The sequence below is a fragment of the Pseudoxanthomonas suwonensis 11-1 genome, assembly GCF_000185965.1.
Lineage (GTDB): Bacteria > Pseudomonadota > Gammaproteobacteria > Xanthomonadales > Xanthomonadaceae > Pseudoxanthomonas > Pseudoxanthomonas suwonensis_A.
The window spans coordinates 315,753-337,963 of the sequence record NC_014924.1; the positions used below are offsets into that span (position 1 = coordinate 315,753).

At 71.2% G+C, this 22,211-nt stretch carries 22 protein-coding genes; 18 read left to right on the forward strand and 4 right to left on the reverse strand.

Annotated features, from left to right (window positions below):
- Positions 1–133 precede the first annotated feature (133 nt).
- The 4 genes from PSESU_RS01420 (at position 134) to PSESU_RS01435 (ending at position 4,822) form a co-directional block, all read left to right on the forward strand.
- Positions 134–661: a hypothetical protein gene (locus PSESU_RS01420; RefSeq protein ID WP_013533978.1), complete on the forward strand. Its 528-nt coding sequence runs from the start codon at positions 134–136 to the stop codon at positions 659–661.
- Between the two features lie 3 nt (positions 662–664).
- Positions 665–1,294 carry an AAA family ATPase gene (locus tag PSESU_RS01425; RefSeq protein WP_013533979.1) on the forward strand — a complete coding sequence of 210 codons (630 nt, stop codon included), beginning with the start codon at positions 665–667 and terminating at the stop codon, positions 1,292–1,294.
- A 125-nt stretch (positions 1,295–1,419) separates the two neighbouring features.
- The gene (gene lipA, locus PSESU_RS01430; protein ID WP_013533980.1) at positions 1,420–2,430 is read left to right on the forward strand and encodes a lipoyl synthase; all 1,011 of its coding nucleotides are present in this window, start codon (positions 1,420–1,422) and stop codon (positions 2,428–2,430) included.
- Between the two features lie 214 nt (positions 2,431–2,644).
- The gene (locus PSESU_RS01435) at positions 2,645–4,822 is read left to right on the forward strand and encodes a carboxy terminal-processing peptidase (protein ID WP_013533981.1); all 2,178 of its coding nucleotides are present in this window, start codon (positions 2,645–2,647) and stop codon (positions 4,820–4,822) included.
- A 205-nt stretch (positions 4,823–5,027) separates the two neighbouring features.
- Here the strand turns inward: PSESU_RS01435 and PSESU_RS01440 are convergent, their stop codons facing one another.
- Positions 5,028–5,531 carry a winged helix-turn-helix transcriptional regulator gene (locus tag PSESU_RS01440; protein ID WP_013533982.1) on the reverse strand — a complete coding sequence of 168 codons (504 nt, stop codon included), beginning with the start codon at positions 5,529–5,531 and terminating at the stop codon, positions 5,028–5,030.
- A 150-nt stretch (positions 5,532–5,681) separates the two neighbouring features.
- Here PSESU_RS01440 and PSESU_RS01445 point away from each other — a divergent pair, with 150 nt between their 5' ends.
- The 10 genes from PSESU_RS01445 (at position 5,682) to PSESU_RS01485 (ending at position 16,596) form a co-directional block, all read left to right on the forward strand.
- Positions 5,682–6,992, forward strand: a complete 1,311-nt coding sequence (locus tag PSESU_RS01445; protein WP_013533983.1) for a D-amino acid dehydrogenase — start codon at positions 5,682–5,684, stop codon at positions 6,990–6,992.
- Between the two features lie 52 nt (positions 6,993–7,044).
- Positions 7,045–8,115, forward strand: coding sequence for an alanine racemase (alr, locus tag PSESU_RS01450; protein WP_013533984.1), 1,071 nt, complete (start codon positions 7,045–7,047; stop codon positions 8,113–8,115).
- A 98-nt stretch (positions 8,116–8,213) separates the two neighbouring features.
- Complete coding sequence (locus PSESU_RS01455) at positions 8,214–8,600, forward strand: hypothetical protein (RefSeq protein WP_013533985.1); 387 nt, start codon at positions 8,214–8,216, stop codon at positions 8,598–8,600.
- A 78-nt stretch (positions 8,601–8,678) separates the two neighbouring features.
- Positions 8,679–10,028 (forward strand): metal-dependent hydrolase family protein, encoded by a 1,350-nt coding sequence (locus tag PSESU_RS01460; RefSeq protein WP_013533986.1) that lies wholly within the window; start codon positions 8,679–8,681, stop codon positions 10,026–10,028.
- 55 nt (positions 10,029–10,083) lie between these two features.
- Positions 10,084–11,160, forward strand: a complete 1,077-nt coding sequence (locus PSESU_RS01465; protein WP_013533987.1) for a class I SAM-dependent methyltransferase — start codon at positions 10,084–10,086, stop codon at positions 11,158–11,160.
- Between the two features lie 8 nt (positions 11,161–11,168).
- Positions 11,169–11,879, forward strand: coding sequence for a pseudouridine synthase (locus PSESU_RS01470; RefSeq protein ID WP_013533988.1), 711 nt, complete (start codon positions 11,169–11,171; stop codon positions 11,877–11,879).
- Complete coding sequence (locus PSESU_RS01475) at positions 11,876–12,580, forward strand: HAD family hydrolase (protein WP_013533989.1); 705 nt, start codon at positions 11,876–11,878, stop codon at positions 12,578–12,580. Before PSESU_RS01470 ends, PSESU_RS01475 begins: the two co-directional genes overlap by 4 nt.
- 109 nt (positions 12,581–12,689) lie before the next feature.
- Positions 12,690–13,049 carry a DUF2946 family protein gene (locus tag PSESU_RS15825; RefSeq protein WP_203415171.1) on the forward strand — a complete coding sequence of 120 codons (360 nt, stop codon included), beginning with the start codon at positions 12,690–12,692 and terminating at the stop codon, positions 13,047–13,049.
- A 110-nt stretch (positions 13,050–13,159) separates the two neighbouring features.
- Complete coding sequence (locus PSESU_RS01480; RefSeq protein ID WP_233275248.1) at positions 13,160–15,289, forward strand: TonB-dependent receptor; 2,130 nt, start codon at positions 13,160–13,162, stop codon at positions 15,287–15,289.
- 23 nt (positions 15,290–15,312) lie between these two features.
- Positions 15,313–16,596, forward strand: a complete 1,284-nt coding sequence (locus PSESU_RS01485) for a hypothetical protein (RefSeq protein ID WP_013533991.1) — start codon at positions 15,313–15,315, stop codon at positions 16,594–16,596.
- Between the two features lie 8 nt (positions 16,597–16,604).
- Here the strand turns inward: PSESU_RS01485 and PSESU_RS01490 are convergent, their stop codons facing one another.
- The 3 genes from PSESU_RS01490 to PSESU_RS01500 form a co-directional block, all read right to left on the reverse strand.
- Positions 16,605–17,411 carry an SDR family oxidoreductase gene (locus PSESU_RS01490; RefSeq protein WP_013533992.1) on the reverse strand — a complete coding sequence of 269 codons (807 nt, stop codon included), beginning with the start codon at positions 17,409–17,411 and terminating at the stop codon, positions 16,605–16,607.
- A 75-nt stretch (positions 17,412–17,486) separates the two neighbouring features.
- On the reverse strand, positions 17,487–18,077 hold the full coding sequence (locus tag PSESU_RS01495; protein ID WP_013533993.1) for a DUF1415 domain-containing protein: 591 nt from the start codon (positions 18,075–18,077) through the stop codon (positions 17,487–17,489).
- Positions 18,070–18,552: a YajQ family cyclic di-GMP-binding protein gene (locus PSESU_RS01500; RefSeq protein ID WP_013533994.1), complete on the reverse strand. Its 483-nt coding sequence runs from the start codon at positions 18,550–18,552 to the stop codon at positions 18,070–18,072. Before PSESU_RS01500 ends, PSESU_RS01495 begins: the two co-directional genes overlap by 8 nt.
- A gap of 88 nt (positions 18,553–18,640) precedes the next feature.
- Here PSESU_RS01500 and PSESU_RS01505 point away from each other — a divergent pair, with 88 nt between their 5' ends.
- The 4 genes from PSESU_RS01505 to PSESU_RS01520 all read left to right on the forward strand — a co-directional run bounded on the left by PSESU_RS01505 (position 18,641) and on the right by PSESU_RS01520 (position 22,210).
- Positions 18,641–19,540: a DMT family transporter gene (locus tag PSESU_RS01505; RefSeq protein WP_013533995.1), complete on the forward strand. Its 900-nt coding sequence runs from the start codon at positions 18,641–18,643 to the stop codon at positions 19,538–19,540.
- A gap of 121 nt (positions 19,541–19,661) precedes the next feature.
- Positions 19,662–20,669, forward strand: coding sequence for a methionine ABC transporter ATP-binding protein (locus PSESU_RS01510; RefSeq protein WP_013533996.1), 1,008 nt, complete (start codon positions 19,662–19,664; stop codon positions 20,667–20,669).
- Positions 20,666–21,367 (forward strand): methionine ABC transporter permease, encoded by a 702-nt coding sequence (locus PSESU_RS01515; RefSeq protein ID WP_013533997.1) that lies wholly within the window; start codon positions 20,666–20,668, stop codon positions 21,365–21,367. The genes PSESU_RS01510 and PSESU_RS01515 overlap by 4 nt, the downstream gene beginning before the upstream one ends.
- 42 nt (positions 21,368–21,409) lie before the next feature.
- A complete protein-coding gene (locus PSESU_RS01520) occupies positions 21,410–22,210 on the forward strand; it encodes a MetQ/NlpA family ABC transporter substrate-binding protein (protein ID WP_013533998.1) in 801 nt (266 codons plus the stop codon).
- Position 22,211 lies beyond the last annotated feature (1 nt).

Genomic DNA, 22,211 nt, shown 5'->3' on the forward strand with positions numbered 1-22,211 from the left:
CCGTGGCTGCCGCATTACTTTCCCCCCGCGTAGTGGCCGTGCGTGTCGCCTGGAAATGGAAGAAATGGGGAATTCATCCATTTTGCCCATTTCTGGCATAGAGTAGGCGGCAGTTCCTCGATGGAGTGACGTGATGGTCCGCCCGGTCAAGGCGCCCGCATCGCAGCGGCACAGGAAGAGCTCCCCCCCGCTGCCTGCCAGCGGGAAGAAGGCCGTGTCTTCCGCTGCGGTACGCAAGGCCGCGGCGGGATCGCTCCGGGGCCAGCTGGAAGCCGGCATGACGATCGACTTGCTCGATGTGGCGACCTCGACCGAGGTCAAGAGCGACTGGGCCGGAATGGTGCGCCGGATCGGCAAGGAGAACGCCCTGCTCATCCTCAACCACAAGCGCCCTGCTGCGGTCCTCGTTGATCCGGATCATTACGCCAGCCTGGTGGCGGCTGCTTCCTCCAGTGTTCGCAAGTCCACCGCAGAAGCCGCCCCCCTCCCGTTCGAAGCACCGGAAGGGCCCGATCCGGCGACCCAGCGGCAGCTGGCAATGGCACGCCTGCAGGCGGAGTTCGACCGTCGGCTGGCGGTGCTTGAGGACGGGCAGACCCTGAAGGCGGCTACCCGCCACCGTGCCCATCGCGGCCGGGTCCCGGTCGGCGAGTCGCTCTGATCCATGGCGGAGATCCTCTGCCTTGCCGGTATCAACGGCGCGGGCAAGAGCAGCCTGCTGGGCAACGGCATCCTGGGGGCAAGGGGGGCGACCTGGTTCAACCCCGACACCTACGCCCGCGAGCTCATGCGGGCCACCGGCATGTCGCAGGAAGAGGCCAACGGCGAGGCCTGGGCGGAGGGCAAGCGGCGCCTGGTCAAGGCCATTGCACGGGGCACCGACTACGCTTTCGAGACAACGCTCGGTGCCAACACGATCCCACGCCTGCTGCGGGAAGCCTGCAACACCCACCAGGTAAAGATCTGGTTCATCGGGTTGGCCAGTCCGGAGCTTCACATCGAGCGGGTAACGGCACGCGTCGCCAGGGGCGGCCATGACATCCCGGAAGACAGGATCCGTTCGCGCTACGTCTCCTCCGTGCAGAACCTGGTCGCGCTCATGCCCGGCCTGGAAGTGCTCCACGTCTACGACAACAGCCGCCCGGCCGGCAGGGATGGTGCCGACCTGCAGCTGGTGCTGGAAGTCGAGGGCGGGAAGGTGCTGTTCCCGGCGACGAAGGAGGAGCTCGCTGCTACGCCGCCGTGGGCACAGCCCGTGGTTGCCCGTGCCCTGGACCTGTTCCCACCGGCCTGAAGCCGTCCCGGGGGCGCCACACGTTGCCGGGGGCCCTTTCCGTTCCATCCACCAACTCCGGGCGTTCCGGCCCCGGCACCGCTGGCGCCGGGCGCGGCGCGCGGCGGGGGCCTACAATAGGGGCCATGAGTACGCCTGCCCCCCGCACCATCCCGCTCCAGGTCCTTCCCGAAACTGCGCCGGCCGCGCCGCTGGAGGCGGGGGCCAAGCAGCTGGGTGGCGACAAGATCGGCCGTTCGCCGGTGCAGTTCGCCGAGGCTCCCGTGCTGCGCAAGCCGTCGTGGATCCGGGTGCGGATCCCGTCGGGCAACGCGGTGCAGAACCTCAAGGCCAAGCTGCGCGAGAACCGCCTGGTCACGGTGTGCGAGGAGGCCAGCTGCCCGAACATCCACGAATGCTTCGGCCACGGCACGGCGACCTTCATGATCCTCGGCGAGGTCTGCACCCGCCGCTGCTCGTTCTGCGACGTGGCCCACGGCCGCCCGAAGCCGCCGGATCCGCAGGAGCCGGTGAACCTGGGCAACACCGTGGCCGACATGGGGCTGAAGTACGTGGTGGTGACCAGCGTCGACCGCGACGACCTGCGCGACGGCGGCGCCCAGCACTTCGTCGACTGCATCGCCGCCATCCGCGAGCGCGCCCCCGGCACCCGGATCGAGATCCTGACCCCGGACTTCCGCGGCAAGGGCCGCATGGAGCGCGCGCTGGGCATCCTGGCGCAGAACCCGCCGGACGTGTTCAACCACAACATCGAGACCGTGCCGGACCTGTACCGCAACGTGCGCCCGGGCGCGGACTACCAGTGGTCGCTGACCCTGCTGAAGGAGTTCAAGGCCCAGCACCCGGCGATCCCGACCAAGTCCGGCATCATGCTCGGCCTGGGCGAGACCATGGAGCAGGTGCAGGCCACCCTGCGCGACCTGCGCGCGCACGACGTGGACATGGTCACCATCGGCCAGTACCTGCAGCCGACCGCGCACCACCACCCGGTGCTGCGCTACTGGACGCCCGAGGAGTTCAAGGCGCTGGAGGAGTACGGTTACGGGCTGGGCTTCAGCCACGTCGCCTCCGGGCCGATGGTGCGTTCGTCCTACCATGCCGACCGCCAGGCGGCCGGCGCGGGGGTGGCGGCCTGAGGCCGCGCGCGGCCATCGCCAGCCACGGGCGCCGGGCCCGCCGCGCCCGTGGTGCCGCACTGTTCCTGTTCACTTTTCCCTACGCCGCGGCGGCTAGCCTGCGGTGGAACGTCATCCGTGCCCTGGCGCGCGGCCGGCAACTTCCAGCGCCGGCCGCGGTCCGAACATCCGTGACGCCCGACCCCCAACGGCCTTGCGTGGCCCGAGCTCCTGCATGAAATCCAGAATCACCGCTGTCCTGTTCGCCTTCCTGCTGGCCGTCCCCGCGGTCCTGCTCGCGCGCAACGAAGCCCCCGCTTCGGTCGGGCTGGCGCCCACCGCGGACCAGGCCACGACCTCCAAGCTGGTCTACGGCCTGCTTTCGGACAGCCGTTACGCCTACCGCCCGCGCCCGGCCGACGATGCGATGTCCGAGGACATCTTCCGTCGCTACCTGGAGGCGCTGGACGGCAGCAAGCAGTTCTTCACGGCCGACGACATCAAGCGCTTCGAGCCCTACCGCCTGCGCATGGACGACGCGGTGCGCGGCGGCGACCCGAGCCCGGCCTTCGCCATGTTCCAGGTCTACCGCGAGCGCGTGGTCGAGCGCGTGGCCTACGCCCAGAAGCTGCTGAAGGGCGAGTTCGACTTCAGCGGCGAGGAGCGCTGGGAGTACGACCGCGAGCACGCGCCGTGGGCCGCCGACGCCGCCGAGCTGGACCAGGTGTGGCGCAAGTCGGTGATGAACGACTGGCTGCGGCTGAAGCTCGCCGGCAAGGAGCCGGCCGAGATCCGCAAGACCCTGGAGAAGCGCTACGCCCAGCTGGCGCGCTCGGTCGACCAGCTCAAGGGCGAGGACGTGTTCTCGCTGTTCCTCAACGCCTACACCGCGTCGATCGACCCGCATACCGACTACCTCAACCCGCGCACGGCCGAGAACTTCAACCAGGCCATGTCGCTGTCGCTGGAGGGCATCGGCGCCCAGCTGCAGCGCCAGGAGGACGTGGTCGTGGTGCGCGAGATCATCCCGGGCGGCCCGGCCGCGATGGATGGCACGCTCAAGGCCGGCGACCGCATCGTCGGCGTGGGCCAGGGCAAGTCCGGCGCGATCGAGGACGTGGTCGGCTGGCGCATCGACGACGTGGTCGCCAAGATCCGCGGCGCCAAGGGCACCCAGGTGCGGCTGGAGTACATCCCGGCCGAGAACGGCATCGACGGCGAGCACCGCACCGTGACCCTGACCCGCGCGCGGGTGCAGCTGTCCGAACAGGCGGCCAAGAGCAAGCTGTACAACATCCCGGCGCAGGAAGGCCTGCCGGCGCGCAAGATCGGCGTGATCGAGCTGCCGACCTTCTACCAGGACTTCGAGGGCCGCCGCCGCAATGGCACCGACTACACCTCCGCCACCCGCGACGTCGCCGACCTGCTGGCGCGGTTCAAGGAGCAGAAGGTCGACGGCGTGGTCCTGGACCTGCGCAACAACGGCGGCGGTTCGCTGGACGAGGCGGTGCAGCTCACCGGCCTGTTCATCGACCGCGGCCCGGTGGTGCAGGTGCGCGAGTCCGGCGGCCGCGTCTCGGTCAACAGCGACAACAAGCCGGGCGTGGCCTGGGACGGCCCGCTGGCGGTGCTGGTCAACCGTGGTTCGGCCTCGGCCTCGGAGATCTTCGCCGGCGCCATGCAGGACTACGGCCGCGCCCTGATCATCGGCGAGACCACCTTCGGCAAGGGCACGGTGCAGAACCTGGTCGACCTGGACCGCTGGCCGACTTCCGAGGGCCCGCGCTTCGGCCACGTGAAGCTGACGATCGCCCAGTTCTTCCGCATCGAGGGCGGCAGCACCCAGCACAAGGGCGTGGTCCCGGACATCGCCTATCCGCTGAGCGTGGACGCCAACGAGTTCGGCGAGAGCACCTACGACAACGCCCTGCCGTGGACCCGCATCGCCGCCGTGCCGCACGACCGCTACGGCAACTTCCAGCCGCTGCTGCCGCAGCTGCAGGCGCTGCATGCGCGGCGCATCGCCGACGACCTCGAGTTCCAGTGGTGGAGCGAGGACGTGGCCCGCTACCGCGAGGAAAAAGCCAGGAAGTACCTCTCGCTCAACGAGGACGAACGCCGCACCGAGCGCGAGCGCCAGGAGAAGCAGCGCAAGGAGCGCCAGGCGATCCGCAAGGAGAAGGGCCTGGACCTGGATCCGCTGGCCGAGGATTTCGACGACGGCCTGACCGCCGCCGAGCGCGACGTGGTCAAGGACGCCGCGCGCGAGAAGGCCGCCGAGAAGCGCCCGGATCCGCTGCAGCGCGAGGCCGCGGCGATCCTCGCCAACGCCATCGGCCTGCTCGAGAAGGACACCCCGCTGACCGCGCAGGTACTGCCGCGCACGGCCTCTGCGGTGCGCTGGGCGCGCTGAGCGGCCCCGGCGATGCAATGAAGAACGGCGGCCCCAGGGCCGCCGTTTTTTTTCGCTCCTGGCGTGCGCGATGGGCGCTCCCGGATGCGCTCCGCTCATCCGCTACACATCACGAATCACCAATCACCAATCACCAATCACCAATCCCGAATCCCGAATCCCGAATCCCGAATCCCGAATCCCGAATCCCGAATCCCGAATCCCCTCAATCAGGCACCTCCAGCGCCAGCGTCTCCTTGACCTCTTCCATCACGATGTAGCTCTTGGACTCGCGCACGTGCGGCAGGGTGAGCAGGCTGCTGCCCAGCAGCTTGCGGTAGGAGGCCATCTCCGAGATGCGGGCCTTGATCAGGTAGTCGAAGTCGCCGGACATCAGGTGGCACTCCAGCACGTTGGGCAGCCTCAGCGCCGCGCGGCGGAACTCCTCGAAGATGTCGCCGGACTTGTAGGCCAGGCTGATCTGCACGAACACCAGCAGGCTGGCGCCGAGATGCTGCGGGTTGAGCCGCGCGTGGTAGCCGCTGATCACCCCGTCGCGCTCCAGCCGGCGCACGCGCTCGGTGCAGGGCGTGGTCGACAGGCCGACCCGCTCGCCCAGCTCGGTGAAGGAGATCCGGCCCTCCTGCTGGAGGATGCGGAGGATGTGGCGGTCGATCCGGTCCAGGCGGCGGGAGCGGTCGCTGCGCGTGGCATCGGTGCGTGCGGGCATGGAAACCTCCGTCGAAGGCGCCTGCCGCGGCATTAAGCCCTGCGCAGGCCAGTAAATTCAGGATAAAAACCCGGAATACCGGCGGTAGTATGCGCGCAATCCATGGCTCCGGCGCTCCGGGGCAGTGAAAGCTCCTGACGGAGGGGTGCGATGCAGCGGGTTCTCGTTCTTGGCAGTGGCGTGATCGGCGTGACCAGCGCGTGGTACCTGGCCCGCGCGGGCTTCGAGGTGACCGTGGTTGATCGCGAGCCGGGTCCGGCGCGCGCCACCAGCTTCGCCAACGCCGGCCAGGTTTCCCCCGGCTACGCCTCGCCGTGGGCGGCCCCCGGCGTGCCGCTGAAGGCACTCAAGTGGCTGTTCCAGGAACACGCACCGCTGGCGATCCGCCTGACCAGCGACCCTCAGCAGTACCGCTGGCTGTGGCAGATGCTGCGCAACTGCACCGCCGGCCGCTACGCGGTCAACAAGGAACGGATGGTGCGGCTGGCCGAGTACAGCCGCGACTGCATGGACGAGCTGGCCCGCGAGACCGGCCTGGCGTGGGAGGGCCGCAAGCTCGGCACCACCCAGCTGTTCCGCAGCCAGGCCCAGCTTGACGCCGCCGCGCGCGACATCGCGGTGCTGGAGCAGGCCGGCGTGCCCTACGAGGTGCTGGACCGTGCCGGCATCGCCCGGGTCGAACCGGCGCTGGCCGCGACCTCCGGCATCCTGGTCGGTGGCCTGCGCCTGCCCGGCGACCAGACTGGCGACTGCCAGCTCTTCAGCGAGCGCCTGGCGGCGATGGCCGCGGCGCAGGGCGTGGAGTTCCGCTACGGCGCCCGCATCGAGGCGATCGAGGCCGATGGCGAGCGCGTCACCGGCGTGCGCATCGACGGCCGCCTGGAAACCGCCGACCGCTACGTGCTGGCGCTGGGCAGCTGGTCGCCGCAGCTGCTGCGCCCGCTGGGCATCGACCTGCCGGTATATCCGCTCAAGGGCTACTCGCTGACCATCCCCATCACCGATCCGGCGATGGCCCCGAACTCGACCATCCTCGACGAGACCTACAAGATCGCGATCACCCGCTTCGACCAGCGCATCCGCGTCGGCGGCATGGCCGAGGTGGCCGGCTTCGACCTGGGCCTGGATCCGCGCCGGCGTGCGACCCTGGAGAAGGTGGTCAACGATCTCTACCCGCGTGGCGGCGACCTGTCGCAGGCCTCGTTCTGGACCGGCCTGCGACCGGCCACGCCCGACGGCACCCCGGTGGTGGGCGAGACCCGCTTGCGCAACCTGTTCCTCAACACCGGCCACGGCACCCTGGGCTGGACCATGGCCTGCGGCTCCGGCCGCTACCTGGCCGACGTGATCGCGCGCCAGCCCACCGGCATCCGCCGCGAGGGCCTGGACATCTCGCGTTACCGCCGTGGCGGCGCGCAGGACGACGGCAAGGGTCCGGTTCCGGCGACAATGACGCCCTGATCCGGCGCGCATCCGCACACCGCTTCTCCCGTCCTGCTGCCTCCTGCCTGCCATGCGTCCAGCCCGCGCCCTGATCGACCTCGCCGCCCTGCGTCACAACTACCGCCTGGCGCGCAGCCTCGGCGGCGGCCGCGCGCTGGCCGTGGTCAAGGCCGATGCCTACGGCCACGGCGCGGTGCGCTGCGCGGCGGCGCTGGAGCATGAAGCCGACGGTTTCGCCGTGGCCTGCATCGAGGAGGCGCTGGTCCTGCGCGGGGCCGGCATCCGCAAGCCGATCCTGCTGCTGGAAGGTTTCTTCGAGGCCTCCGAGCTGCCGCTGCTGCTGGAGCACGACCTGTGGACCGTGGTCCACGCGCCATGGCAGGTCGAGGCGCTGGAGCGCACGGTGCTGCCGGCGCCACTGACGGTGTGGCTGAAGCTGGATTCGGGCATGCACCGCGTCGGCATCGGCGCCGATGATTACGCCGAAGCCTGGCGCCGCCTCGAAGCGCTGCCGCACGTGCGCATGGCGGTGAAGATGAGCCATTTCGCCCGCGCCGACGAACTGGAATGCGCGCGCACCCGCGAGCAGCTCGACACCTTCGCCGCCGCCACCGCCGGGCTGCCGGGCGAGGTGAGCGTCTGCAACTCGCCGGCGCTGCTGGGCTGGCCGCAGGCACGCGGGCACTGGGCGCGGCCGGGGCTGATGCTCTACGGCGTCTCGCCGTTCGCCCAGGCGCACGACCTGGCCGCGCAGCTGCGGCCGGTGATGACCCTGGAATCGAAGGTGATCGCGGTGCGCGAGCTGCCGGCCGGCGAACCGGTGGGCTACGGCGCGCGCTTCGTCACCGAGGCCCCGACCCGGGTGGGCGTGGTGGCGATGGGCTATGCCGACGGTTATCCGCAGTTCGCGGTCAACGGCACCCCGGTGGCGATCGACGGCCGTCCCGGGCGCCTGGTGGGCCGCGTCTCGATGGACATGCTCACCATCGACCTCACCGACCATCCGCAGGCAGGCGTCGGCAGCACGGTCGAGCTGTGGGGCAACCAGGTTTCGGCGGCGCAGGTCGTGGCCAACAGCCAGACCAGCAGCTACCGCCTGCTGTGCGCGGTCAAGCGCGTGCCGCTGCATTACGCCGGCTGAGCACGCGTATCTGCCGCAGCGCCAGCGCCCGAGGCCAGCCCCGGCGTACTGCTAGTCTTGGCCTGGCAGCGCCACTGCGGCGCATTGGGGGACGAAGCATGCGCAATTCGATCAACGGCCTGGCCTGGGGTCTTGCCTCCGGCGTGCTCGTCGGCCTCGCTTCGGTGCATACGATTGGCTACACCGCAGCGTTCGCCATGCCGGCCGCCGCGCCGGTGCAGTTGTGGGATGCGCTGGTCGTGTTCGGCCTGGGTGCGGGCCTGGTTGCCTTCCTCGTCCACCTCGCCGCGCTGCGGCTGTCGCGCTCGGCACCGCTGCCACTGCTGTGCGGCTTCGCCTGCGGTGCCATCGGCTACATGGCGGCCAGCGGGCTGCTGGTGACCGGCGGTGCCGCGCTGGCGGCGTGGTTCATCGGCGCCCTGGCCGCATCGCTGGTCGCGGGCCAGCCGCGCAAGCCGGCAACGCCGGCGCCTGGAGCGGGCTGACCTGGCAAGCCTCGCCGGCCCTCCGCGCCGGCCGGGAATCCGTTAGATTCCCCGGCGTCCAAGGGGAGTTACGGCACCATGTCCATCCGCACTGCGCCGTCGCGCGCGGCCTCGCTGCTTGCCTGCCTGGTGCTGCCGCCGCGCGCGGTGCTGCTGATCATCGTCCTGCTCTCGCTGCACGCCGGCCTGGCGCAGGCGGAGACGGTGTACGTGCGCGCCGGGCGGATGCTGGACGTGGAATCCGGGCGGCTGCTGGAGGACCGCGCCATCCTGGTGGAGGACGGCCGCATCGCCCGGATCGAACCGGCCGCGGCGCTTCCGCCGCCGCCCGGTGCCAGGGTCCACGACCTTTCCGGCTACACCGTGCTGCCGGGGCTGATGGATGCGCACACCCACCTGGTCGGCGATGCCGGCAAGCACGGCTATGCCGGGCTGGGCGATTCCCTGCCCACCTCCACCCTGTACGGCGCAGCCAATGCCCGCGCGACCCTGCTGGCCGGCTTCACCACGGTGCGCGACCTCGGCGGCCCGGGCTTCGCCGACGTGGCCCTGCGCGATGCCATCGCCGCCGGCGTGGTCGATGGGCCGCGGATCATCGCCGCCGGCCCGGCGATCGGCATCACCGGCGGCCACTGCTCGGACGACAACCTGCTGCCGTTCGAACGCAAGTCGCAGGGCGAGGGCGTGGCTGACGGTCCTTGGGAAGTGCGGCGCCAGGTCCGGCGCAACATCAAATACGGCGTCGACCTGATCAAGACCTGTTCGACCGGCGGCGTGCTGTCCAAGGGCACCGAGGTCGGCGCACCGCAGTACACCGTGGAGGAGCTGCGCGCGCTGGTCGAGGAGGCGCACAGCCATGGTCGCAAGGTCGCCTCGCACGCGCACGGCGCCAGCGGCATCCGCAATGCGCTGGAAGCGGGCGTGGATTCGATCGAGCATGCCAGCTTCATCGACGACGCCGGCATCGCCCTGGCGAAGAAGAACGGCGCGGTGCTGGTGATGGACATCTACAACACCGAGTTCATCCTCGGCGAGGGCGAGAAGGCCGGCATCCTGCCCGGGTCGCTGGAGAAGGAGCGCCGCACCGGCGGCATCCAGCGCGAGAACTTCCGCCGCGCGCACCAGGCCGGCGTGGCCATCGCCTTCGGCACCGACGCCGGCGTGTACCCGCACGGCCAGAACGCGCGCCAGTTCTCGCGCATGGTGCGCTTCGGCATGACGCCGCTGCAGGCGATCCGCGCTGCCACGCTGGGCACCGCACGCCTGTTCGGGATAGAGGGCGAGGCCGGCGCGCTCAGGCCGGGCCTGCAGGCGGACCTGGTCGCGGTCGCGGGCGACCCGCTGCAGGACGTGTCGGTGCTGGAGGACGCGCGCTTCGTGATGAAGCAGGGCCGGGTGTACCGCGCCCCGGATTCCGCCGCGCCCTGAACCCCGGCAGCTGCGCCGCCCGCGATCCCAGCCGGCACCCCGCGTCTGGCGGATAATGGCCGGCCCCGCCGCTATCCGCCCCCGCGTGAGCATCGAAGACGAACCCCTGAAGGCGCTGCTGCTGCCGTTCGAGAACGGCGTCCTGTCCTGGCCGCAGGGTCGCGTGCTGTTCCTGCGCGCGCGCGACGGCTGGCCGCTGCGGCGCATGGAGCTCTCCGGCCTGCGCTGCGAACAGGGCTTCCGGCCGCTGGCCGATGCCCTGCAGCGTGCCGGGCTGGACGTGGTCCCGGAACTGGCCGACGACGAACCGGCCGCGGACCTGGTGCTGGTGCTGCCGCCGCGCCAGCGCGAGGAGGCGCGCGCCCTGCTGGCACGCGCCGTGGACCTGGCCGCGCCCGGCGCGCGCGTGGTGGCCGCCGCGGCCAACGACGAAGGCGCGCGCTCGCGCGAGAAGGACCTGCAGCAGCTGGCCGGGCTGGACGGCAACCTGGCCAAGTTCCACTGCCGCGTGTTCTGGACCCCGCCGTTGCAGGGACCGCGCGACGCCGCGCTGGCCGCGCAGTGGCGCGGCGGCGACGCGGTGCGGCTGCAGCCGGGCGGGCGCTTCCACAGCCGCCCGGGGGTCTTCGCCTGGGACCGCATCGACGTGGCGTCCGCGCTGCTGGCCGCGCACCTGCCGTCCGACCTGCGCGGGCGCGGTGCGGACCTCGGCGCCGGCTGGGGCTACCTCGCCACCGAGGTGCTCGACCGCGCCCCGGGCGTCACCGCCCTGGACCTGTACGAGGCCGAGTTCCGCGCGCTGGAACTGGCGCGCCGCAACCTGGACGGCGCGCGCATCGCCCCGGGTTTCCACTGGCACGACGTCACCGCCGGCCTGCCGCGCGACGGCTACGACTTCATCGTCAGCAACCCGCCGTTCCACGCCCACGACCGCGGCGACCGTCCGGAGCTGGGCCAGCGTTTCATCGAGGTCGCGGCGCAGGCGCTGCGGCCTGGTGGCCGCCTGCTGCTGGTGGCCAACCGCCACCTGCCGTACGAGGGCACCCTGGAGCAGGCGTTCGGCCAGCGCCGGGTGCTCGCCGAAGGCGGTGGTTTCAAGGTGATCGAGGCACTGAAGGGAGTATCGCGTTGAGCAAGTCGATGAAGCTGGTCAAGCACCTGGCCAACCTGGGCTATGGCAGCCGCAAGGAAGTGGCCTGGATGTTCCGTGAGGGCCGGGTCACCGACGCCGACGGCGAGGTGCTGTACCAGGACGATCCGCTGGACCACGACAACGTGCGCGTGGACGGCGAGCCACTGGATCCGCCGCAGGGCCTGCTGCTGATGCTGCACAAGCCGGCCGGCTACACCTGCTCGACCAAGGACAAGGGTCGCATCGTCTACGACCTGCTGCCGCCGCGCTTCCGCCTGCGCGACCCGGTGCTGTCCACCGTCGGCCGCCTGGACCGCGAGACCACCGGCCTGCTGCTGATGACCGACGACGGCCAGCTGCTGCACCGGATCGTCTCGCCGAAGTCGAAGCTGGCCAAGGTCTACGAGGCCGATCTCGCCGAGGACCTGCGCGGTGACGAGGCGCAGCTGTTCGCCAGCGGCACCCTGATGCTGGAGTCGGAGACCACGCCGCTGCTGCCGGCGCAGATGGAGGTGCTTGGCCCGCGCCGCGCGCGCGTGGTCCTGCACGAGGGCCGCTACCACCAGGTGCGGCGCATGTTCGCCGCGGTCGGCAACAACGTGGTGGCGCTGCACCGTCCGCGGATCGGTGGGCTGGCGCTGGGAGACCTGGCCGAGGGCCAGTGGCGCCAGCTGGGCCAGGACGACCTGGACGTGCTGTTCAACGGATCGCAGGCATGAGTGCAGGCGCGGCGATCGCGCCGCTGCCGTTCGCGCCGGTCGCGGTGCTGTTCGACATGGACGGCCTGATGCTGGACAGCGAGCGCGTCATCACCCGCTGCTACGCGCAGGCCGCCGCCGCACTGGGCCACGACCTGCCCGACGATTACTGGCTGCAGATGGTCGGCACCGGCGATGCCGCGTGCCGGGCGATGCTGGTCGAGCGCCTCGGCGCCGCCGCGGCCGCCGAGCTGCTGGAGCGCTCGGGCGACGCCTACGACGCGATGGTCGATGCCGGCATCCCGCACCGCCCGGGCATCACCGCGCTGCTGCAGTGGCTGCAGCGCAACGACGTGCCGCGCGCGGTCGCCACCTCCACACGCAACCCGCTGGCCACGCACAAGCTGCGCCAGGCCGGGCTTGCCCCGTACTTCCCGGTGATCTGCACCGCCTCGGACGTGGCCCAGCCCAAGCCGGCGCCCGACGTGTACCTGCTGGCTGCCAGTCGCCTCGGCGTGGAGCCGGCGCGCTGCCTGGTGCTGGAGGATTCGCCGACGGGCGTGCGCGCGGCGCTGGCCGCCGGCATGACGCCGATCCAGGTCCCGGACCTGGTGCAGCCGGACGTGGACACCCGTGCGCTGGGCCACCGCATCGCCGCCTCGCTGGAAGAGGTGTTGCCGCTGCTGCAGGCGGCGATGGCCGAGGCTCCGGCCGCAGGCTGATCCGCGCAGGACCGGACCCGTTCCACCTGGGACAATCGGTCCGCTGCCGGCGCGGGCGTGGCTGCCTACAATCGGGCCCATGCAGCGAGCGTCCCGCCTCCATCGCAACATGGCCCGCCTGGCCCTGCTGGCGGTGTTGCTGCTGGCGCTGGCGCCAGCAGTGGGGCGTGCGCTGGCGTCCGGTACGCCACAACTGCTGGCCGGGTGGTCCGAGCTGTGCACCAGCGAAGGCCTGCAGCGGCTGCCAAGCGAAGCGCGGAGTGCCGATGGCGTTCCGCTGCCGGCGGCCCATGGCGATGCCGACTGCCCCTATTGCCCGCTGGCCATGTCCCTGCTCGGGCCCGCTGCGCCGCCAGCGGCCCTGGCGCTGTCTCCCGTGGCGGCGGCGCCTGCACGCCGACATGCGCCCGGGCGCCGCTTCCGGCGCCTTCACGGTCCCGGGAGCCGTGGCCCGCCCATCCTGCCCTGAAGTTGCGGACCGACGTTCGCGCGGCTGACGCCGCGCGCCGCCAACGTGCCTTGGAGCCAGTGATGCCGATTTCCGATTTGCCGCGTGTCGCGGCACGGCGGGCCGTATCCGTGCCTGCCGCCCTGTGCCTGTACCTGCTGCTGCCACCGGCCGGGGCGGCCGACGCGGCGGATGCCACCACCCTGGACGCGATCCGGGTCACCGCCCGCGCCAATCCGCTGCAGCGTGGCTCCGGCAGCGCCTCGCGCCTGGACCTGCCGGTGATCGGGACCCCCGCCGCGGTCACCACCATCGACCGCGACCTGCTCGACGCGCGCGGCGTGCGCACCACAGCCGAAGCCCTGGCCAGCGTACCCGGCCTCACCGTCGTGTCGCCGCCGGGACATGGCAACACCGTCACCTGGCGCGGCTTCTCCGGCAGCCAGGTCAGCCAGCTGTTCAACGGCATCGACGTGCAGTACGCCACCATCGCCGCGCGCCCGGTGGATGCCTGGCAGTACGAGCGGGTGGAGGCCATCGGCGGGCCGTCCAGCTTCCTGCATGGCGTGGGCGCGGTCGGCGGCGCGATCAACTACGTGACCCGGCTGGCCAGCCTGGACCATGACGCCGCGCGCTGGCAGGCCTCCCGGGGCTCCCACCGCGACGGCACCCTGGCAATCGGGGCCAACCTGCGCGATGCGGCGGCCCGCCAGGCGCTGGCCTTGGACCTGAGCCTGCGCCAGAACGAAGGATGGGTCGACGCGCAGCAGCGCGATGCACTGGCCGCGGCCGGATCGTGGCGCGTGCAGCTGCGACCCGGGCTGGAGCACACCCTCGCGTTGGAGTACCAGGACGAGGAGGTGGCGCGGCCGTACTGGGGAACGCCTGCCGTGGCCATCGACGGAAGCATGCGGGTACCCGCCGCACTGGCCGGCCGCAACTACAACGTGGCCGACGGGCGCTATGCCCAGGACGTGCGCTGGGCACGCTCGCTGCTGGAGTGGCGGCCGCGCGGGGGCAGCCGGCTGCGCCACACGCTCTACCACTACGACGCGCTGCGCGATTACCGAAACGTCGAGGGTTATCGCCTGGTGGAGGCCGGCGTGCAGCGCTCCGGTGCCCTGCTGCAGCGGCATGACCAGCAGGTCTGGGGCGACCGGGTGGAATGGCTGCACGAGGGCCGGATCGCCGGCCTGCCGACACGCTGGAGCCTGGGTGCGGAGGCCAGCTACAACCGGCAGACCCGCTTTCCGCTGTCGCTTCCAGGCGTGGTCGACACCGTGCCGGCGGATGCGGTGGCGCCCGGGCGTTTCCTCGACGTGCCGGGCGCGGAACTCGCGTACCGGCCGGACCGGACCAACCGCCTGCGCAGCCATTCGCTGTACGCCGAAAACCTCACCGTGCTGGGCGCCGGCTTCTCGCTGCTGACCGGCCTGCGCCACGAGCGCGTGGTGCTGGACGTGCTCAACCACCGCGTGGCCAGCGCGAGCAACCCGCGCCGCTTCGAGCGCAGCTACCGGCCCACCACCGGGCGCATCGCCCTGGACTGGGCAGTGGCGGCGAACGCACATCTCTACGCCCAGGCCAGCACCGCCGCCGACCCGCCCTCGGGCGTGCTGAGCACCGCCAGCTTCGGCGCGCTGCGCGACTTCGACCTCTCCACCGGCCGCCAGGGCGAGCTGGGTGCCAAGCTGCAGTCGGCCGATGGCCGCAGCCATGCCACCCTGGCCGCGTACCGGATCGTGCGCCGCAACCTCGCCATCGCCGATCCGGACAACCCGGGGCAGACGCTGCCGGTCGGCAGGCAGTCCTCGCGCGGGGTGGAGCTGGCGTTCGGCTGGCGTCCGCTGGATTCGCTTGCGCTCGACGGCAACCTGGCCTGGGTGGATGCGCGCCTGGACGAGTTCAACGAAAGCGTTGGCGGCACGGTGGTGTCGCGCGCGGGCAACCGCCCGGCCAACACGCCGGCGCGGGTGTGCAACCTGTGGCTGGAATGGCGGCCACTGCAGGACTGGACGCTCGGAGCGGAGCTGCGTGCGGTGTCCTCGCGCCAGGCCGACACAGCCAATACCCTGCGGGTGCCCGGCTACGCCACGCTGGGGGCGCATGTGGCCTGGCAGGCCGGGCCGCGTACCGCGGTGGTGCTGCGTGGCCGCAACCTGGGCGATCGCCGCTATACCGCCCATGCAGTGGGCGAACACATGGCCTGGCTGGGCGATCCGCGAAGCTGGGAACTGGTGGTCAGGCAGGCCTTCGACTGATGGCAGGCAAGGGAGTGTGGTGGATGGACCGGTTTGCACATCGTCGCGCGCACGCAGGCACCGCAGTAGTGATCGCGCTGGCGCTGGCCGCCTGTGGTGGCGATGCCAGCGAGCCCACGCCCGTGCCCGTGCCCGAAGTGGCGCTTGTCAACGTACAGCCCTGGGAACTGCCGGCGCCGCCGGGCGCCGCGCAGCCCGACCTGGCGCTGGCACCGGATGGGCGCCTGCTGCTGGCCTGGCTCGAGCCCACGGACGACGGCCATCGCCTGCGACTGGCAGCAGTCGCCGCGGATGGTGGCTGGGAAGAAACGCGCACCGTGGCCGAGGGCAGGGACTGGTTCGTGAACTGGGCCGACACCCCGCATGTGCAGGCGCTGGCCGATGGATCGCTATGGGCGCACTGGCTGCGCAATACCGGTCCTTCGCGCATGGACTACGGGATCGTGCTGGCGCGCTCCGGCGATGCCGGCCAAACCTGGAAGGAAACCGCTCCGGTGCATCCGGGCGGCACGCGCGGCGACCATGGTTTCGTCACCTTCTGGCAGCAGGATGAAGACCGGCTCGGCATGGCCTGGCTCGACAGCCGGCAGAAGGCCGCCGCAGGTGCCACCGGTCACGACAGCCATCACCACGGTGGCGGCGCGGCGATGATGCTGCGCGCCGCGATCCATGGACCGGATGGCGCGCAGCTGCGCGAGTGGCCGCTGGATGCTTCCACCTGCGACTGCTGCACCACCGATTCGGCGCTTACCGACAAGGGCGTGGTCGTGGTCTACCGCGGACGCAGCGAGGGCGAGATCCGCGACACCCGGATCGTCCGCCTGGAAGGCGATGCCTGGACCGCGCCGCGCGAGGTGCACCGCGATGGCTGGCACTTCGCCGGCTGCCCGGTGAATGGCCCGGCGGTGGCCGCGGAAGGCATGCGCGTGTGGGTGGCCTGGTACACCGAGGCCGATGGCTGGCCGGAAGTGCGCGCTGCGGTTTCGGAGGACGCAGGCGACAGCTTCGGCGCACCGGTCCCGCTGATCCGCGGACAGCCGGCCCTGGGCCGGGTGGCCCTGGCAACCGCCGGCGGACGCCTTTACGCGGCCTGGCTGGAAGAAGCCTCGCCGGAAACCCAGCGCCTGCGCCTGATGCGTTACTCGGCGGACTTGTCGCGCAGCGAGATGAGGGAGGTGGCGACATTCCCGGCCAGCGGCCGCGGCAGCGGCCTTCCGCGGTTGCAGGTCACCGACGGCGCGGCCTGGCTGGTGTGGACCGAGGTTGTCGACGGCAGGCCGGCGTTGCGCGGTGCGGTGGTGCGCTGAGCACGGGCTCAGTCGTACTGCATCCTGCGGGTCATGCCACCGTCGGCGATGAACTCCTGGCCGGTGACGAAGCCGGACAGCGACGGCGCCAGCAGGTAGACCGCCAGCGCGGCGATGTCCTCGGGCGTCCCGACCCGGCCGGCCGGATGTTGCGCGTGGTCGCGCTGCGACAGCTTCGGCCTGCGCCGGCTGGCCGGCGCGCGCCAGGCCTCGGTGGCGATCCAGCCGGGGCTGATGCAGTTGACCCGCACCTTCGGGCCTTCGCTCAGCGCCAGCGCATGGGTAAAGGCCAGCAGCCCGCCCTTGGCCGCGGCATAGGCCTCGCTGTGCGGCTCGGACTGGTGCGCACGGGTCGAGGCGATGTTGATGATCGCGCCGCCACCTTCGGATTCGCGGAGCGCCGGCAGGGCGTGGCGGCTGCACAGGAAAGCGCCGTGCAGGCTGGACAGGCGCCGGTTCCACTCCGCCAGGTCCAGCTGTTCCAGCGGCGGCACGTGCGGATCGGGCAGGCCGGCGTTGTTGACCAGGCCATCGATGCGGCCGAAGCGGTCCAGCGCCGCGGCCACGAAGGCGCCGGTGCTGCGTTCGCTGGCCACGTCCAGGCGGCGGAACACCGCCCGCGCCGGGACATCCCATTCGCGCAGGCAGGCGCGGCCGGCCTCGGCGTCGAGGTCGCCGATCACCACGCTGCCACCGGCACCAATCACCGCCTGGGCAATGCCACGGCCGATGCCCTGCGCGCCGCCGGTGACCAGGACCACGCGGTCCTGCAGCGGGACGGGGTTCCAGGGCTGGATCGGCGGGACGGTCGACATGGCGTGGTCCAGGGCGGGGTGGCCAGTGTGGCGCGGGCGGCGTGCACGCGGTGCAGGCGCCGCCTGCGATCCGGGTCAGGCCTCGCCGTCGTCGGCGAACAGCTTCTGCCAGCCCTCGTGGCCCAGCCTGCGCAGGGTGGCGTAGTTGCGCTCCACGATCACGTCCGCTTCCGGGTAGGCGTCCACCGCGCGGCTGACGCTGTCCTCCCGCAGCAGGTGCAGGATCGGGTAGGGCGCGCGGTTGGAGTAGTTCTCGATGTCGTCCGGGCGGCTGTCGGCGAACTGGTAATCAGGATGGAAGCTGGCCACCTGCAGCACGCCGTCCAGCTCCAGCGCTTCCACCAGCGCGTCGGCCTGGTCGAGGAAGTCGTTGAAGTCGAGGAAGTCGCGCAGCACCAGCGGATGCACCAGCAGGGTGGTGTCGACCTGCCCGGCCGGGGTGTCGCGCAGCAGCACCAGCTCCTCGCCGAGCTGCTCGACCAGCTGCTCCGGCGTGGTCGCGTCGCTGACCACGAAGCGCACCTGCTCCTTGACGTACACCGCCTTGGCGAACGGGCACAGGTTCAGGCCTATCACGGCCTTCTCCAGCCAGCGCCGGGTGTCGGCCAGGACCTTCGCTTCGTCCAGCGCGCCCTCGGCGGGATTGCCCGCGTCCAAGTCAGTCACGGAAGTTCTCGAACTGCAGCGGGATGCCGAAATCGCCCTTGCGCAGCAGGGCGATGGCCTCCTGCAGGTCGTCGCGCTTCTTGCCGTTGACCCGCAGCTTCTCGCCGTTGATCTGGCTGTCGACCTTGAGCTTGGCGTCCTTGAGCGCGGCCTGGATCTTCTTGGCCGTCTCGCGCTCGATGCCCTGCCTGACGGTGACCTTCTGCCGCGCGCCGGCCAGGTTGGTCTCGACGTCGCCGAATTCCAGGCAGCGGATGTCGATGCCGCGGGCAGTCAGGCGCTGCTTGAGGATGTCGGTCATCTGCTTGAGCTGGAAGTCGCTGGGCGCGGACTGGCTGATGATGTTGTCGTCCAGGGCGAACTTCGCGTCCACGCCCTTGAAGTCGAAGCGGGTGGTCAGTTCGCGGCTGGCCTGGTCGACTGCATTGGTCAGCTCGTGGGTGTCCACTTCGGACACGATGTCGAACGAAGGCATTGGGATACTCCTGGTGCGATGCGCACATTCTAGGCGGTGCCCGGGCCGGGAGCGCGCATGGGGCCGCGCATGCGCGGATAATGGGCGCATGCCTCCCCGTCCCCGCTCGAACCTGGCCGCCGCCGGCTGGATGGTCGCCGCCATCGCCTGCTTCTCGGTGATGGACACGGCGATGAAGCTGCTGTCCGCCCGCTACCCGCCGTTGGAGGTGACCCTGCTGCGCGGCGCGGCCTCGTTGCCGTTCGTATTGGCCTGGGTGATGGCCACCGCTGGCGTGCGCTCGATCCTGCCGGTGCGCTGGGGCCTGCACCTGCTGCGCGGCGTGCTGGGCATGGCGATGATCGGCTGCTTCGTGTTCGCCTTGAAGCGCATGCCGCTGTCCACCGCCTACACGATCTACTTCGTCGCGCCGCTGCTGGTGGCGGCGCTGTCGGTACCGGTGCTGGGCGAGCGCGTGGGGCCAAGGCGCTGGACCGCGATCGCCATCGGCCTGGTCGGCGTGGTCGTGGTGCTGCGGCCGGGCGTGGACGGGCTGGTGTCGTTCCCCGGGCTGATGGTGCTGCTGGCCGCCGCCGCCTATGCCGTGGCCGCGGTCAGCGTCAGCCTGCTGACCCGCACCGACACGCCCCAGTCGATGGTGGTGTGGTTCCTGGCGATCATGGCCATTGTCGCTGGCCTGGCGGCGATTCCCGGCTGGGTGCCACTGCAGCGCGGGGATGCGCTGCTGATCCTGGGCATGGGCCTGGCCGGTGCGCTCGGCCAGATCGCGCTGACCACCGCCTTCATGCGTGGCGACGCCTCGCTGATCGCGCCGCTGGAATACACCGGCCTGGTCTGGGTGATCGGCTGGGACTGGCTGTTCTGGCGCACCCTGCCGGACGGCGTCACCTGGATCGGCGCGGCCATCATCATGGGCAGCGGCCTGTACCTGCTGCGCCGCGAGCGCACGGTCGGGGCCTCGCGCAGCGCACCGCTGGACCATTCCTGAGCTGGCGCGGTACGCGGGGGAGCGGGACGCAGCGGCGCGCGGCTGGAACGCCGGCCCGCGCCGCCGGGGCAGGGCAGCTGCTAGGCTTGCCGGCCCGCGCGCCGATGCCTTCCAAGCCCACGTGATCCGGTTCCAGCAGGTCCACAAGTCCTACGCCGTGGGCGGCCGCCAGGTCGCCGCCCTGCATCCGCTCGACCTGGAGATCGAGGCCGGCGAGGTGTTCGGCATCATCGGCCACTCCGGCGCCGGCAAGTCCACCCTGATCCGCCTGATCAACCGCCTGGAGGCGCCCAGCGGCGGCCAGCTGTGGGTCGAGGGCCAGGACGTGGCGGCGCTGGACGGCGACGGCCTGCGCGCGCTGCGCCGCCGGGTCGGCATGATCTTCCAGCACTTCAACCTGCTGTCCTCGCGCACAGTGGCGCAGAACGTGGCCTTCCCGCTGGAACTGGCCGGCGAGCCACGCGCGCGCATCGACGCGCGGGTGGCGGAACTGCTGGAGCGGGTCGGCCTGGCCGACCAGGCAAACAAGTATCCAGCGCAACTTTCCGGCGGACAGAAGCAACGCGTCGGCATCGCCCGCGCCCTGGCCACCGGGCCGAAGATCCTGCTGTGCGACGAGGCCACCAGCGCGCTGGACCCGCAGACCACCGCATCGGTGCTGTCCCTGCTGGCCGGGATCAACCGCGAGCTCGGCCTGACCATCGTCCTGATCACCCACGAGATGGACGTGATCCGCCGCGTCTGCGACCGGGTTGCCGTGCTCGACGCCGGCCGCCTGGTCGAGAGCGGCCCGGTCACCGAAGTCTTCCTGCACCCGCGGCATCCGACCACCCGCCGCTTCGTGTCCGAGGCCGAGCACGTGGACGAGAACGGGCTGCACGCCGACTTCGCCGCGGTGCACGGCCGCATCCTGCGCCTGACCTTCCTCGGCGCCGACACCTATGCGCCGCTGCTGGGCCGGATCGCGCGCGAGGCGGGCGTGGACTACAACATCCTTTCCGGCCGCATCGACCGCATCCGCGACACGCCCTACGGCCAGCTGGTCGTGGCCCTGGTCGGCGGCGATGCCGACGTGGCGCAGCAGGCGTTCGAATCGGCCGGGGTCACCGTGGAGGTGCTGCGCGCATGAACATCTTCGCCATGATCGCCACCAGCGCGGGCTTCTTCCGCAACCTCGACGCCGGCAAGTGGGGCGAGATCGCCCAGGCCACCCTGGATACGCTTGCCATGCTCGGTGGCGCGCTGCCGCTGACCCTGCTGTTCGGCCTGCCGCTGGGCGTGCTGCTGTTCCTGGCCGGGCCGCGCCAGCTGCACGAGCGCCGTGGCTTCTACGCGGTGCTGTCGCTGGTGGTGAACATCCTGCGCTCGGTGCCCTTCATCATCCTGATGATCGCGATGATCCCGCTGACCCTGGCGGTGATGGGCACCTCGCTGGGCGTGCGCGGCGCGATCCTGCCGCTGGTGGTGGGCGCGGCGCCGTTCTACGCGCGCCTGGTGGAGACCGCGCTGCGCGAGGTCGACCGCGGCGTGATCGAGGCCACCCTGGCGATGGGCGCGACCACCTGGCAGCTGGTGTGGCGGGTGCTGCTGCCGGAGGCGCGCCCGGGCCTGGTCGCCGGCGCCACCGTCACCACCATCGCCCTGGTCGGCTTCACCGCCATGGGCGGTGCGATCGGCTCGGGCGGCCTGGGCGACCTGGCCTTCCGCGACGGTTACCAGCGTTCGCACACCGACGTGGCCCTGGTCACGGTGGTGCTGCTGCTGGTGCTGGTGCAGCTGGTGCAGATGCTGGGCGACCGCCTGGTAGCCCGCTACAGCCGCCGCTGAGCCTTATCCTCCATCCACGTCCTTCCCCACGGATTCCTTCCCATGCGCGCCATCCTCCTGCCCGTCCTCATCGCCGCCAGCACCGTGCTTGCCGGTTGCGGCGGCGGTTCCGGCTCCACTGGCAACGACACCCTCAGCGTGGCCGCGACCGCGGTGCCGCACGCCGAGATCCTGGAGGTGGCCAGGCCGATCCTGGAGAAGGAGGGCGTGCGCCTGCAGGTGCGCGTGTTCAACGACTACGTGCAGCCCAACGACCAGGTCGCGCAGAAGCACATCGACGTCAACTACTTCCAGACCGAGCCCTACCTGGACGCGTACAACAAGGGGCGCGGCACCAGCCTGGTGACGGTGACCGGCGTGCACATCGAACCGTTCGGCGCGTACTCGCGCCGCCACGCCTCGCTGGAGGCGCTGCCGGCCGGCGCCGACGTGGCCATCCCCAACGACCCGAGCAACAACTCGCGCGCGCTGATCCTGCTGCACACCGCCGGCGTGATCACCCTGGCGGACCCGAGCAACGCGCTGGCCACCCAGCGCGACATCACCGCAAATCCCAAGGGCCTGAAGTTCCGCGAGCTGGACTCGGCGATGCTGCCGCGGATCCTCGACCAGGTCGACCTCGCCCTGATCAACACCAACTACGCGCTGGACGCCGGCCTGGACCCGACCCGCGACGCACTGGCGATCGAGGGTAGCGACTCGCCCTACGTGAACTTCCTGGTCGCCCGTCCGGACAACAAGGGCGACCCGCGGGTGCAAGCCCTGGCAAGCGCGTTGACCAGCCCCGAGGTCAGGGAATTCATCGAGCGCAAGTACAAGGGCGCGGTGCTGCCGGCGTTCTGAG